The sequence below is a fragment of the Mangrovicoccus sp. HB161399 genome (assembly GCF_013184745.1).
In the GTDB taxonomy this organism is placed as follows: domain Bacteria; phylum Pseudomonadota; class Alphaproteobacteria; order Rhodobacterales; family Rhodobacteraceae; genus Mangrovicoccus.
This window is the reverse complement of the sequence record NZ_JAATVU010000011.1, coordinates 88,007-100,157: the sequence shown is the minus strand read 5'-3', so window position 1 is coordinate 100,157 and position 12,151 is coordinate 88,007. Positions and strand designations below refer to the sequence as shown.

At 69.5% G+C, this 12,151-nt stretch carries 13 protein-coding genes; 10 read left to right on the top strand and 3 right to left on the bottom strand.

What is annotated here, in order from left to right; genetic code table 11:
• The first annotated feature begins 44 nt into the window (after positions 1 to 44).
• Genes HCC78_RS08705 through HCC78_RS08675 form a run of 7 tightly spaced genes read left to right on the top strand, consistent with a single transcriptional unit; the run spans position 45 to position 4,660 of the window.
• A complete protein-coding gene (locus tag HCC78_RS08705) occupies positions 45 to 953 on the top strand; it encodes a protoglobin domain-containing protein (protein ID WP_172328366.1) in 909 nt (302 codons plus the stop codon).
• A 3-nt stretch (positions 954 to 956) separates the two neighbouring features.
• The gene (locus HCC78_RS08700; protein WP_172328365.1) at positions 957 to 1,313 is read left to right on the top strand and encodes an STAS domain-containing protein; all 357 of its coding nucleotides are present in this window, start codon (positions 957 to 959) and stop codon (positions 1,311 to 1,313) included.
• Complete coding sequence (locus HCC78_RS08695; RefSeq protein WP_253949107.1) at positions 1,310 to 1,732, top strand: anti-sigma regulatory factor; 423 nt, start codon at positions 1,310 to 1,312, stop codon at positions 1,730 to 1,732. The genes HCC78_RS08700 and HCC78_RS08695 overlap by 4 nt, the downstream gene beginning before the upstream one ends.
• Positions 1,717 to 2,361, top strand: a complete 645-nt coding sequence (locus HCC78_RS08690; protein WP_172328364.1) for a SpoIIE family protein phosphatase — start codon at positions 1,717 to 1,719, stop codon at positions 2,359 to 2,361. Before HCC78_RS08695 ends, HCC78_RS08690 begins: the two co-directional genes overlap by 16 nt.
• Entirely contained in the window at positions 2,358 to 3,518 is a 1,161-nt protein-coding gene (locus HCC78_RS08685) for an ATP-binding protein (RefSeq protein ID WP_172328363.1), read from the top strand. Before HCC78_RS08690 ends, HCC78_RS08685 begins: the two co-directional genes overlap by 4 nt.
• Positions 3,515 to 3,910 carry a response regulator gene (locus tag HCC78_RS08680; protein ID WP_172328362.1) on the top strand — a complete coding sequence of 132 codons (396 nt, stop codon included), beginning with the start codon at positions 3,515 to 3,517 and terminating at the stop codon, positions 3,908 to 3,910. Before HCC78_RS08685 ends, HCC78_RS08680 begins: the two co-directional genes overlap by 4 nt.
• A gap of 3 nt (positions 3,911 to 3,913) precedes the next feature.
• Positions 3,914 to 4,660, top strand: a complete 747-nt coding sequence (locus HCC78_RS08675; protein WP_172328361.1) for a sensor histidine kinase KdpD — start codon at positions 3,914 to 3,916, stop codon at positions 4,658 to 4,660.
• A gap of 892 nt (positions 4,661 to 5,552) precedes the next feature.
• Here the strand turns inward: HCC78_RS08675 and HCC78_RS08670 are convergent.
• The 3 genes from HCC78_RS08670 to HCC78_RS08660 all read right to left on the bottom strand — a co-directional run bounded on the left by HCC78_RS08670 (position 5,553) and on the right by HCC78_RS08660 (position 8,158).
• Positions 5,553 to 6,257, bottom strand: coding sequence for a response regulator (locus tag HCC78_RS08670; RefSeq protein WP_172328360.1), 705 nt, complete (start codon positions 6,255 to 6,257; stop codon positions 5,553 to 5,555).
• Positions 6,258 to 6,323: 66 nt separating this feature from the next.
• Positions 6,324 to 7,199, bottom strand: a complete 876-nt coding sequence (locus HCC78_RS08665; protein ID WP_172328359.1) for a LysR substrate-binding domain-containing protein — start codon at positions 7,197 to 7,199, stop codon at positions 6,324 to 6,326.
• Positions 7,196 to 8,158 carry a LysR family transcriptional regulator gene (locus HCC78_RS08660; RefSeq protein ID WP_172328358.1) on the bottom strand — a complete coding sequence of 321 codons (963 nt, stop codon included), beginning with the start codon at positions 8,156 to 8,158 and terminating at the stop codon, positions 7,196 to 7,198. Before HCC78_RS08660 ends, HCC78_RS08665 begins: the two co-directional genes overlap by 4 nt.
• Before the next feature lie 102 nt (positions 8,159 to 8,260).
• Between HCC78_RS08660 and HCC78_RS08655 the strand changes: the two genes are divergently transcribed.
• From HCC78_RS08655 to tkt, 3 genes are read left to right on the top strand one after another with little or no spacing between them, the layout of a single operon-like run.
• Positions 8,261 to 9,262 (top strand): class 1 fructose-bisphosphatase, encoded by a 1,002-nt coding sequence (locus tag HCC78_RS08655; RefSeq protein ID WP_172328357.1) that lies wholly within the window; start codon positions 8,261 to 8,263, stop codon positions 9,260 to 9,262.
• Between the two features lie 17 nt (positions 9,263 to 9,279).
• A complete protein-coding gene (locus HCC78_RS08650) occupies positions 9,280 to 10,152 on the top strand; it encodes a phosphoribulokinase (RefSeq protein ID WP_172328356.1) in 873 nt (290 codons plus the stop codon).
• A 12-nt stretch (positions 10,153 to 10,164) separates the two neighbouring features.
• Positions 10,165 to 12,147 (top strand): transketolase, encoded by a 1,983-nt coding sequence (gene tkt, locus HCC78_RS08645; protein WP_172328355.1) that lies wholly within the window; start codon positions 10,165 to 10,167, stop codon positions 12,145 to 12,147.
• Positions 12,148 to 12,151: the final 4 nt, after the last annotated feature.

The window sequence follows — 12,151 nt, the reverse complement described above, 5'->3', positions numbered from 1 at the left end:
GGCCAAGCTCCGGCAGGCAGCATCACAGGCTTGCAGGACTTGAAATGGATGACATCATCGCCTCATCCGCAGGCGGCCACGGCCGCCCCGGAGGGCATCTCGCCGACCAGCTCAGATGGTTCGACATAACCGAGACCGACCGCCGCCAGGCGGAAGCGCTGGCGGTAACCGCGGACGAGCTCGCCGAACCGATCATCGAGGATTTCTACGCCCATCTGCTGAGCTTCGAGGACGCGCGGCGGCATTTCCGCGGCGAGGAGCAGATCGCGCGGGTGAAGCAGGGCCAGCTGAAATACTTCCGCGAGCTGGTCTCGGCCTCGCTGGACGAGGACTACGTGCGCAACCGGCGCCGGATCGGCCAGATCCACGAGCGCGCGGGCGTGACCCCGACCCTCTATGTCGGCGCCTACGCCTACTACCTGCACCGCCTCGGCCACCGGGTGATGGCCAAGATGCAGGACGATCCGGCGCACGCGCTGCCGCTGCTGCTGTCGCTCATCAAGATCGCCCATTTCGACATGTCGCAGGCGCTGGAAACCTATGTGGAGGCCCGCGAGGCGACGATCGAACAGCGGGAGAGGGAAATGAGCGAATTGCCGACGCCGGTCCTGAAGCTGCGCGACGGGCTGCTGCTGATCCCGGTCGTCGGAACGCTCGACAGCTACCGCGCGCGCAGCCTGACGGTGAAGCTGCTGGAGGGCATCCGCGACCACCGCGCCCGCGCCGTGGTTCTGGACATCACCGGCGTCGCCGCGGTCGACAGCGCCGTCGCCAACCACCTCATCCAGACCATGACCGCGGCGCGGCTGATGGGGGCCTCCTCGGTGCTGACCGGCCTTTCGGCCGAGGTCGCGCAGGCGCTGGTCAAGATCGGCGTCACCGGAGAGGCGCTGCGCACCGCGGGCGACCTGCAGCACGGCATCGAGATGGCCGAACGCATGCTGGACGGCTGACGCATGGCAGTCCGGGTCCCCATCCTGCGCCAGGGGCGCACGCTGATCGCCTCGATCCAGGAGGATCTGAGCGACGGCGACATCCTCGAGCTGCAGAGCCGGGTGCTGGAGGACGTGATCCGCCACCGCGCGACCGGCGTGATCTTCGACGTCAGCGCGCTCGACGTGCTGGACAGCTTCGGCACCCGCACGCTCAGCGACATCGCCGCCGCCGTGCAGCTGCGCGGCGCCCGCATGGTTATCGTCGGCATCCAGCCCGAAGTGGCCTTTTCCATGGTGCTGCTCGGCCTGACCCTCGCCGACGTGCCCACCGCACTCGACCTGGAAACCGGCCTGGCCATGCTCGGCAGGGCCGCATGATGGCCGGGCTCGGCCTCGCCCCCGAGCAGACGCAGCGGATCGAGCGCGACGGCGATGTCGTGGCCGCCCGCCAGATCGGCCGGCACCTGGCCGCCGAGATCGGCTTCAGCCGCCCCGAGCAGGCGCTGATCGCCACCGCGATCTCCGAGCTTGCCCGCAACATCGTGTCCTATGCCGAACGCGGCACCATCGCCTTCGCCACCGTGGAAAGGGACCTGCGCCAGGGCATCCGCATCGTCGCGGAGGACCGCGGCCCGGGCATTCCGGATCTGCACGCCGCCATGACGGACGGCTTTTCCACCGGCAACAGCCTCGGGCTCGGCCTTCCCGGGACGCAGCGGATCATGGACGAATTCGACATCCGCTCCATCCCCGGAGAGGGCGTCACCGTGACGGTCGTCAAATGGAAATCTCGGTAGCCCAGGGCCTCATACCCTGCAGCGGCGGACCGGGAGGCCTGGGATGGGGCGTTGCCTCCAAGCCGAAGATCCGCGGGCAGGCATCGGGCGACGGCTATCTGCTGCGCTGGCTGGAGGGCTGCCTTCTTGCCGCCGTGGTCGACGGCGCGGGATCCGGCCGCGAGGCCGCCGCCGCCGCCGATGCCTGCATCGCCGCGCTCGGGGGCAGGATCGGGTCCGACCTCATCCAGATCTTCGCCGCCTGCCACGCCGCGCTGATCGGCACCCGCGGTGCCGCGCTCGGCCTCGCCCTGATCGATCCAGGAGACTGCCGGGTGATCTGGGCGGCGGTCGGGGACGTCGACGCCGTTCTGGTCAGCCCGGACACTTCGGACGAACCGCGGCGGCAGGCCATCATCAAGCGCGGCGGCACGCTGGGCTCTACGGCCATCCGCCCGCTGGTGCAGCGCCACCGCTTTGTCCCCGGCGATGTCCTGGTGCTCGTCACCGACGGCATCTCCCGCGGCTTCGCCGACCGGATCGACCGGCGCCTGCCGCCCGGACAGATCGCCCATGCCCTGGTGCGCGGTTCCGCCTTTCCGGCCGATGACAGCCTGGCCCTTGTGCTCCGCCTCGGAGATGCACGATGATGGAAACCGTCCATCCCCCCGCCGCGGACGAGACCGGTTTCGCCGGGGACTACGCCGCCGCCCTCGCCGCCCATGCCGCCCAAGGCGACGAGACCGGCCTGACAGCTGCCTTCCAGCTGGCGCGCGCGGGCATGGCGCTCGGCGTATCGCTGACCGAGATCTGCGAAATCCACCAGGGTGCCGCCGCCGCGATCGCCGCGCCGGAGACCGCGCAGTGCAGCGAGGAATTCCTTCTCGAGGCGCTGACCGTCTACGACATGGCGCTGCGCGGCCATCTCGACACGATCCGCCAGCTGCGCCAGGAGGTCGAGGAACGCCAGCGCATCGAAGAGGACCTGCGGCTGGCGACATTCGCGCTGTCGCGCCAGCGCGACAATCTGGAAACCGAGGTCGAAAAGCGGACCCAGCAGGTGGTGGCGATGCTCGACGACCTGCACCGCACCAACAAGGAGCTGATGCAGAACAACCAGGAGCAGGCGGAATTCGCCTATGCGGTCTCGCATGACCTGAAATCGCCGACCAACACGGTCCGGATGCTGCTGAACGCGCTGGTCGAGGATTACGGCGCCGGGATGCCCGAGGGCGCGCGCGAACTTGTCGCGATGCAGTCCGCGACCGTGGAGCGGATGCTGCGGCTGATCGACGACCTGCTTTCCTATTCCAACACGGTCGATGCCGAGCTGGTGCTCGCCCCCGTGCCCCTCGACCGGCTCCTCGCCTCGGTGGCGGCCGATCTCTTCGCCGAGATCGAGGAGGGCGGCGCAGAGGTCGTCCTCGGCGCGCTGCCCGAGGTGCGCGGCGACGAGACCCAGCTGCGGATCCTGTTCCAGAACCTCGTCGCCAACGCGATCAAGTTCCGCGATCCCGGCCGGCCCCAGAAGGTGGAGATCTCCTGCGCCGATCCGGCGGCTGATCCGGCGGTGATCACCGTGCGCGACCGCGGCATCGGCATCCCCCCCGGCCAAGGGGAGCGGATCTTCGGCCTGTTCCAGCGCCTGCATGCCCATGACGACTATCCCGGCTCGGGGCTGGGACTCGCGATCTGCAAGCGGATCGCGACCAAGCATGACGGCGCGATCGGGGTGGAGCCGGGCGAAGGCGAAGGCACCGTCTTCCGCGTGACGCTGCCGCGGCACGCCGAGGGGCCGGAGCCATGACGATCGGACGGCTCATGGTGATCGACGACGAGCGCTCGGACCAGATGATGCACGAGCGTATCATCCGGCGCAGCGGCTGCGCGGCCGAGATCGTCACCTTCACCTACGCGCCGGACGCGCTCGGCTACCTGCGCAGCGCCGAGGGCGCCGCGGTGGACGGCATCCTGCTCGACATCAACATGCCGCGCATGACCGGCATCGAGTTTCTCGAGGCGCTCCGGGCGGAATACGGCGACCGGACGCGGCCGGTCATCATGATCCTGACCACTTCGATGAACCCGCGCGACCGCCGCTGGGCCGAAGGCTTCCCGCAGGTGCGCGGCTTCGTCAGCAAGCCGCTCGCCCGGGCCGATCTCGAGGCCATGGCGCGGCACGTCGCCGAGGCCGGCTGAGCCATGGCCGCCCCGCCCCGTCCGGCTGCCGCCTGCAATTTGGATGACGCGCTACTGCGGCGGGCCGCGCATGACATCCGGGCGAGCCTGCGCGCCCTTCGGGAGCTGCCAGGCTGGGTCTCAGAAGATCTGGCCGAAGCCGGGGTGGCCGCCCCTGGCCAGGTGGCGCTGTCGCTGGAGCTGATACAAAGCCACGCCCGGCGGCTCGAGAACATGCTCGACGGGGCGCTGGCCTATCTGCGTCTCGCCGCGGAGCCCGGCGCCACCGCCGAACTGGCCGGGGCCCTGGGCCGGGTGCTGGACGGAACGCTGCTTCCCGCGGGCACCCGGCTGCGGCCGCGGATTGCCGCCGGGCTCTGCGTGCCGATGTCCGGCGCACAGGCGGAAATGCTGTTCCGCATCCTGGTCACCAATTCCCTTCGCCACCACCCCGGACCGCCCTCGATCCGCATCCTGGCCCGGCGCCGCAACGGACAGGCCGAGATTCTCGTCGGCGATGACGGCCCGGGCATTCCCCAGGCCCAGCGGGACGCCGCCTGCGCCCCGCTGGGCAAGCTGCGCTCGCGCGACGAGGACGAAGGCGCGGGTCTCGGCCTCGCGATCCTTGGCCGCCTGGCCGAGATCCATGGCGGGCAGCTTTCGCTCGAAACGCCGGGCAGCGGCCGCGGCCTGCTTGTCCGCATCACCTTGCCATGCACGTCCTCCGCCAGCGCGCACCGCGCAGCCGCCGACTTGCAGCAAAGAATATAAAGAATATGACGCCGCGACCGGCAGGGTGCCAGCCAGCGGCGTTCATGGCCCTCACGAACGGCCGCCGGACCGGCTCCGCAACGAGCTGACCAGCCGGCTTGCCGGACGGGCGTTTGCGTCGCAGGTTCTCGAGATGTTCGAAACTGGCAGCCGCTTGGCGGACGTCGAGCGCGAACTCCTGATCTCCAACTGACCGGCGGGACGGGCGTAGAATAGTCAATTGATCACCTCCTGGTGCAGATCTCCCGGTGCAGCGGATGGTTGACCGCCTCGTACAGGGGCCGCCGATGGCCGCAACGCTCCTTTGCCATGAGTATCGCGACTGGACGCACTGCTGTCGCGGGAGGCAGCGGCCATGGCCGGCCGGGCCGGCAGCACGGCGGCCATCCCTGTGCCCTGGGCGAATGCGCCGGGAAACCGGGGCCGCGCACCGCCATTGCCCAGCCAGCTGCCCAACCCGCGCGAACGCCGGCACCTAGAAGCGCCGCCCGGTCGGACAGCCGCCCCGAACTGGCATCGGGGACATTCCGGCCGGTCCGGACCATGCTGCTTCCGACGATTGCATGGCCGCAAGCGGATTCCTCGCAGAGCGCCCTCGCATCTCCGGCAGTCGAACCTCCCGAAAATTGAACTCCAATGGCGTCAGACATCCGGGCATTGGTGACGGGAAGTCCCGGGGCGCGGGGCGCCGAGGCTTGCAGGAGTGCCCGGGCCAGGTGCCGCCCCCCCCTCTGCTTCGGCCCCTAGCTCTGCGAGGAAGACCGCCCCATGGTCCGCCAGCAAGAAAGAGGCCGTGCAGCGGGAAATCCGTGTTTGGCCGTACTGGCGCGTCATCCGTCCGGCAAGTCGGGCCGCGTGCGTTCACGCGCAGTCGGAAGTGCCGTTCGCCGCGCTACATGACGCGGCGGGCGCCGGGGCCGCCGAGCCCGTCGACATGCTGCCATAGCTGCCGGCAGTCCTCCTCCAGCTCGCCGAGCAGGCGGGCCACGTCGTCCGGCTCCGGCGGAGCGGCGTCGCGGAGGGCCGCAATCCGCGCGTAGATGCGCCGCAGCACGGGCTGCACGGCCTCCGCCGCAGCCGCGGCGACCTCCGCGACCACGCGTTCGGCAACCTCGGCCAGCACCGCGTCCTCCAGCGGCGCGCGGCCCGCCAGTCCCGCCCCGAGCGCGCCGCGGATGGCCGCCTGCAGCCTGTCGGCGCTCAGCTCCTCCTTGCCGAGGAAATCGCTGCACCCCGCGCGCATCGCCGACACGACCCCGGGAATGGCCGCATCGCAGGCCACCATGATCACCGGCACGGCGGCATTCAGCCGGGAACGGCGCAGCAGGGGGACCGCGTCGAGCCCGTCCGAGCCGCCGATATGCCGGTCGACCAGCGCGAGATCGAAGCGCCCGTGCTCTATGGCGGCGATGAAATCCTCCAGCGTCGCGCAAGCCGTGACCTGCATGTCCGTGCCGGTCGCGGCCAGCAGCCGCTGCAGCCGCATCCGGTCGGTGCGCTCGTCCTCGAGCAGCAGGATCTCCAGCCTTTCCGCGCCGCCGGACTCCGCGTCCCGCGGCCCGGGCCGTCCGGCCTGCGGGCTTGCATGCTGTGCCATCGCGCGTCCCCTCCGCGTCGCTGTCCCTTCATGCGCCCCGACCGATTAACCGGACGTGAACGGCGCTCAGGGTGCCGGCGCAGCCCGGCGCAGGAAGGCCTCCACCAGCGGCGGCAGCGGATCGCGGTCGGGCGCGACCACGCCGACCAGATGGCGTTGCGCCGGAGCGGCCATCGGGATGATCCGTACCGGCTTGCCGCTGGCGATGAATTCGGCCAGCTGCCGCGGCAGGATCGTAGACAGGCCCCGTTCCACCACCTGGGCCATCAGCACCACCGTGGAATTCGACTCCACCGCTCCCGCCGCCACCGCTCCCGCGGCGGCGAAATTGCGGTTGATGATGTGGCGGTTCTGCATGTTCGGGGTCAGCAGGCAGAGGGTCTCGGCAGCGACCTCGCCCCAGCCGAGCTCCTCCCGCGCGGCCAGCGGCGCGTTCTCGGGGCAGACGAAGCAGTAATCCTCCTCGTAGAGCGCCACGCTGCGGCGGCCCTGCATCGCCCCGTCCAGATAGGTGACGCCCAGGTCGGTCTCCAGGTTGTCGAGCATGGCGAGGATGTCCTCGGAACTCTGCGACAGGACGGTGAAGGTCACCTCGGGATGGGCGGCGCCGAAGCGCGCGGCCAGCTCGGCCGCGGCCGGGAGCGCCGTCGGGATGGCAGCGATGCGCAGCTCGCCGGAGAGCCCCTTGCGCAGGGCCAGCATCTCGGCCTTGAGCGCGCGGGCATCGCCGACCATGCGCCGCGCCCAGACCAGCACCCGCTCGCCCTCGGGGGTCAGCCCGTGATACCGCGCCCCGCGCTTGACCAGCTGCACGCCGAGCTGGCTTTCGAGCTGCTTGATCCCGGCCGAGAGGCTGGGCTGGGTCACGCCCACGCTTTCGGCCGCATGGCCGAAATGGCGCTCCCGCACCAGCGCCAGGAACATTTCCAGCTTGTCGATCACGTCCGGTCCCTCGCGCCCGGATTGTTGGGCAGCAGCTCCAGCCGGGGCAGCAGGCTCTCGCGGTGCTCCAGCATCCAGTCGCGCACCTTCTGCGCCGCGCGGCTGTGGCTCTGGTCGCGCCGCTCCACCAGGTACCACTGGCGCTTCAGCGGCAGGCCGGGACAGCGCAGCGCCACCAGGCGCCCGCTGCGCAGCTCCTCGAAGACCGTGTGGCCCGAGAGCATGGCGATGCCGAGCCCCGAGATCACCGCCTGCTTGATCGTCTCGTTGGAGTTCATCTCGAACACCTCCATCTCGCGACCCTCGCCCACCTCGTCGAGATAGCGCGTGGCGAGGATCCGCGTCCCCGAGCCAGGCTCGCGCAGGATGAAGGCCTGGTCCAGCAGGTCGGCCGGGCGGATGCGGGTGGCGCGGGCCAGCGGATGGTCGGGCGCGGCGACGATCAGGTGGGGATGCTCGCCGATCGGCTCGGCCGTCACCGGCGGCATCCGCGGCGGGCGGCCCATGATGCACAGGTCGTAGCGCCGCTCGGTCAGCGAGACCAGCGTGTCGGCACGGTTGCCGACATCCAGCCGCACGCGGACATCGGGCAGGTCCTTCTTCAGCCGGGCGACGATCGAGGGCGCGAAATACTTCGCGGTGGACACCACGCCGAGCACGACCGAGCCCGCCAGCCCGGCCGCGAGTGCATCTATGTGATGTATTGACCGGACCAGCGCGGAGCGGCCCTCGCGATAGGCCGCAAGCAGCGACTCGCCCTCGCCGGTCAGTTCGAACCCGTCCGCGCGGGAGCGGTCGAACAGCGTGCATCGCATCAGATCTTCCAGCTGTTTCAGCTGGTTGTGCACCGCCGGCGGGGTCAGGCTCAGGGCCTCTGCCGCCCGGTTGATCGCCCCCTCCCGCGCAACTGCATCCAGGGCTCGCAGCTGCTTCAAGGTGATCTGTTCCAGTCTCCGCATCAGGTTTTCTGACTCCTCCATCAGAATGATTAAATTTCCATAGGGCGGGAAATGCCGATTATCAACCGCAACGAAGCAAGTTGAGGAAGGGAGGCCTTGACGATGCAGAACGGTCTTGAGGCCGGAACGGAGCGCATGCCCGACGCGCTCCGCCCGCTGATGACGGCTCTGGCCGGGGTTGCCGCCGGCCTTGCCGCAAGGATTGCCGCAGGTCCCCTGGGCGATGCGCTCGGCGCCGAAGTCGGAGAGAATGCCGATGGCGACGCGCAGAAGGCCCTGGACGTGATGGCCGACGAGGCCTTCCTCGCCGCCGTTGCCGGGACAGGCGTGCGCCACTACGCCTCCGAAGAGCGCGACGAGGTGCTGGAGGTCGATCCCGCGGGCACGCTGGCCCTGGCCATCGACCCGCTCGACGGCTCGTCCAACATCGACGTCAATGTCTCGATCGGCACGATCTTCGGGATTTCCCAGGCGGCGATGTCGCCCGAGGCCAGCGTTCTGCGCGACGGCCATGCGCTGATCGCGGCCGGCTACTTCATCTACGGCCCCTCGACCCAGCTGGTCGCCACCTTCGGCGAGGGCGTGCTGCGCTTCGTGCTGGACCGCGCCACCGGGCGCTGGATCGCGGCCGGAACGCTGGAAGTCCCCACTGAGACGCGCGAATTCGCGATCAACGCCTCGAACTACCGCCATTGGAGCCGCCCGGTGCGCAGCTTCGTCGACGACTGCCTCTCGGGGCGCGACGGACCCTGCGGGCGCAACTGGAACATGCGCTGGATCGCCTCGCTGGTGGCCGAAACCCACCGCATCCTGACCCGCGGCGGCATCTTCCTCTATCCCGGCGACGGGCGCGACGGCTACGGCCAGGGGCGGCTGCGGATGGCCTATGAATGCCACCCGATCGCCATGGTGATCGAGCAGGCCGGGGGCAAGGCAACGAACGGCACCGAACGGATGCTCGACCAGATGCCGCTGAACCTGCATGCGCGATCGCCCCTCGCCTTCGGCTCCGCCCGCGCCGTGGAGCGGCTCACCGTCTATCACGACCTGCCGGAGGAGGAGGTCTCCGCCCTCTTCGGCACGCGCGGACTGTTCCGCGCCTGACCTGAAAGACCAGAGAAATGTCCAAGAAGCACCCGATCATCTCGGTGACCGGCTCCTCCGGGGCTGGCACGACGACGGTGAAAAGCACCTTCGACCAGATCTTCCGCCGCGAGGGGATCAAGGCCGTCTCCATCGAGGGCGACGCCTTCCACCGGCTGAACCGCAACGACATGAAGGCCGAACTCGCCGCCCGCCTGGAAGCCGGAGACCAGACCTTCAGCCATTTCTCCTACGAGGCCAACGAGCTGAAGGAGCTGGAGGAGACCTTCCGCAGCTACGGCGAGACCGGCACGGGCCGCACCCGCCACTATGTCCATGACGACAAGGAGGCGGAGCGCTACGGCGTCGAGCCCGGCAACTTCACCGACTGGGAGGCGCTGGAGGAAGGCTCGGACCTGCTGTTCTACGAGGGGCTGCACGGCGCGGTGCACAATGACGAGGTGAACCTCTCGGCGCTGGCGGATCTGAAGATCGGCGTCGTGCCGGTGATCAACCTCGAATGGATCCAGAAGATCCACCGCGACCGCGCCAGCCGCGGCTACACGACCGAGGCCGTCACCGACGTGATCCTGCGCCGCATGCATGCCTATGTGCACTGCATCTGTCCGCAGTTCACCGAAACCGACGTCAACTTCCAGCGCGTTCCGGTGGTCGACACTTCGAACCCGTTCATCGCCCGCTGGATCCCCACCGCCGACGAGAGCCTGCTGGTGATCCGCTTCAAGAACCCCCGCGGCATCGATTTCCCGTACCTGACTTCGATGATCCACAACAGCTGGATGACCCGCGCCAATTCCATCGTGATCCCCGGCGGCAAGATGGACCTGGCGATGCAGCTGATCTTCACCCCGATGATCGACCGGCTCGTCCGCGAAAGCCGCCGCGCCTGAGGAGGACGCAAGATGAACGAACAGACCCGGATCACCGTCTCCGAAACCGTCATGGCCAATGCCATACGCGTCCTCGCCATGGATGCCGTCGAGGCGGCAAATTCCGGCCATCCCGGCGCGCCGATGGGGCTCGCCGACGTGGCGACCGTGCTTTTCAACCGCTTCGTCTCGGTGGACCCGGCCGACGACAAATGGCCCGACCGCGACCGCTTCGTGATGAGCGCGGGGCATGGCTCCATGCTGGTCTACGCGATCAACCACCTGCTCGGCTATGACGACATGGACGCCAACCAGCTGCGGAATTTCCGCCAGATGGGCAGCCGCACCGCGGGCCACCCGGAATACGGACACGCCAAGGGGATCGAGACCACGACCGGGCCGCTGGGCCAGGGCATTTCCACCGCGGTCGGCATGGCGCTGGCCGAGCGGATGCAGAACGCGCGCTTCGGCGACGACCTCGTGGATCACTGGACCTATGTGCTGGCCGGGGACGGCTGCCTGATGGAGGGCATCTCCCACGAGGCGATCGACTTGGCCGGGCACCTGCGGCTCGGACGGCTGGTCGTCTTCTGGGACGATAACGGCATCACCATCGACGGCAGCACGGCCATCTCCACCTCCACCGACCAGCGCGCCCGCTTCGCCGCCGCGCAATGGCATGTGCAGAGCGTGGACGGCCATGACACCGGCGCCATCGCCGCCGCCATCGAAGCCGCGCGCCAGGATCCCCGCCCCTCGCTGATCGCCTGCAAGACCGTGATCGGCAAGGGCGCGCCCAACAAGGCCGGCAGCCACAAGGTCCATGGCGCGCCCTTGGGGGCCGAGGAAATCGCCGCAGCCCGCGAGGCGATGGGCTGGACCGCCCCGCCCTTCGAGGTGCCGGACGAGGTCCGCCGCGCCTGGGGCCGGATCGCCGAGCGCGGCGCCACCCTGCGCGCCGCCTGGGCCGCCCGCGCCAAGGCCAGCCCGAAGGCCGAAGCCTTCGCCGCTTCGCTGGCCCGCCCCGATGCCCGCGCGCTCGATGCCGCGATCACGGCCTACAAGGCGCGGCTGTCGAAAGACGCGCCGAAGGTCGCCACCCGCAAGGCCAGCGAAATGGCGCTGGAGGTGGTGAATGCCGCCCTGCCGAACAGCATCGGCGGCTCGGCCGACCTGACGGGGTCGAACAACACGAAGACCTCTGCCATGCGCCCGGTGACGCGGGACGACTATGCCGGCGACTACCTGCATTACGGCATCCGCGAACATGCGATGGCGGCGGCGATGAACGGCATCGCTCTGCATGGCGGGTTCTTCGCCTATGGCGGCACGTTCCTCGCCTTCGCCGACTACTGCCGCCCGGCGATCCGGCTTTCCGCGCTTATGGGCGTGCCGGTCGCCTATGTGATGACCCATGACAGCATCGGCCTCGGCGAGGACGGTCCCACCCACCAGCCGGTGGAGACCATCGCCTCGCTCAGGGCGATGCCCAACCTGACCGTGATCCGCCCCTGCGATGCGGTGGAGACAGCGGAGGCGTGGCAGGTTGCTGTCGTGTCCGCTGCCACGCCGACGCTTCTCTGCCTCAGCCGCCAGGGACTGCCGACGCTGCGCACCCGCCATATCGACGCAAACATGGTGGCGAAGGGCGCCTATCTGCTGCGCGACCCGGCCAAGCGCGACGTGACGCTGATTGCCACCGGGTCCGAGGTGGAACTGGCCATGGCCGCCGCGGAACAGCTTGCCCGGGAAGGCGTGCAGGCCGCCGTGGTCTCGGCGCCGAGCTTCGAGCTTTTCGCCGCACAGCCCGGAGACTACCGCCGCGACGTTCTGGGAGATGTCCCGCGGGTCGGCTGCGAGGCCGCGATCCGCCAGGGCTGGGACCTGATGCTGCGCCCCGAGGACGGCTTCGTCGGCATGGCGGGCTTCGGCGCCTCCGCGCCCGCCGAGGAGCTTTACCGCCATTTCGGCATCACGGCTGAGGCGATTGCCGATGCCGCAAGAGCAAGACTGTGAGGGG

Excerpts from the sequence above, each read along its gene's own strand:
- HCC78_RS08705 (WP_172328366.1), top strand. The coding sequence starts at position 45 with ATGGATGACATCATCGCCTCATCCGCAGGCGGCCACGGCCGCCCCGGA.
- HCC78_RS08690 (WP_172328364.1), top strand. The coding sequence starts at position 1,717 with ATGGAAATCTCGGTAGCCCAGGGCCTCATACCCTGCAGCGGCGGACCG.
- HCC78_RS08655 (WP_172328357.1), top strand. The coding sequence starts at position 8,261 with ATGCAGAACGGTCTTGAGGCCGGAACGGAGCGCATGCCCGACGCGCTC.
- HCC78_RS08660 (WP_172328358.1), bottom strand. The coding sequence starts at position 8,158 with ATGCGGAGACTGGAACAGATCACCTTGAAGCAGCTGCGAGCCCTGGAT.
- tkt (WP_172328355.1), top strand. The coding sequence starts at position 10,165 with ATGAACGAACAGACCCGGATCACCGTCTCCGAAACCGTCATGGCCAAT.
- HCC78_RS08675 (WP_172328361.1), top strand. The coding sequence starts at position 3,914 with ATGGCCGCCCCGCCCCGTCCGGCTGCCGCCTGCAATTTGGATGACGCG.
- HCC78_RS08685 (WP_172328363.1), top strand. The coding sequence starts at position 2,358 with ATGATGGAAACCGTCCATCCCCCCGCCGCGGACGAGACCGGTTTCGCC.
- HCC78_RS08680 (WP_172328362.1), top strand. The coding sequence starts at position 3,515 with ATGACGATCGGACGGCTCATGGTGATCGACGACGAGCGCTCGGACCAG.
- HCC78_RS08700 (WP_172328365.1), top strand. The coding sequence starts at position 957 with ATGGCAGTCCGGGTCCCCATCCTGCGCCAGGGGCGCACGCTGATCGCC.
- HCC78_RS08650 (WP_172328356.1), top strand. The coding sequence starts at position 9,280 with ATGTCCAAGAAGCACCCGATCATCTCGGTGACCGGCTCCTCCGGGGCT.
- HCC78_RS08695 (WP_253949107.1), top strand. The coding sequence starts at position 1,310 with ATGATGGCCGGGCTCGGCCTCGCCCCCGAGCAGACGCAGCGGATCGAG.
- HCC78_RS08670 (WP_172328360.1), bottom strand. The coding sequence starts at position 6,257 with ATGGCACAGCATGCAAGCCCGCAGGCCGGACGGCCCGGGCCGCGGGAC.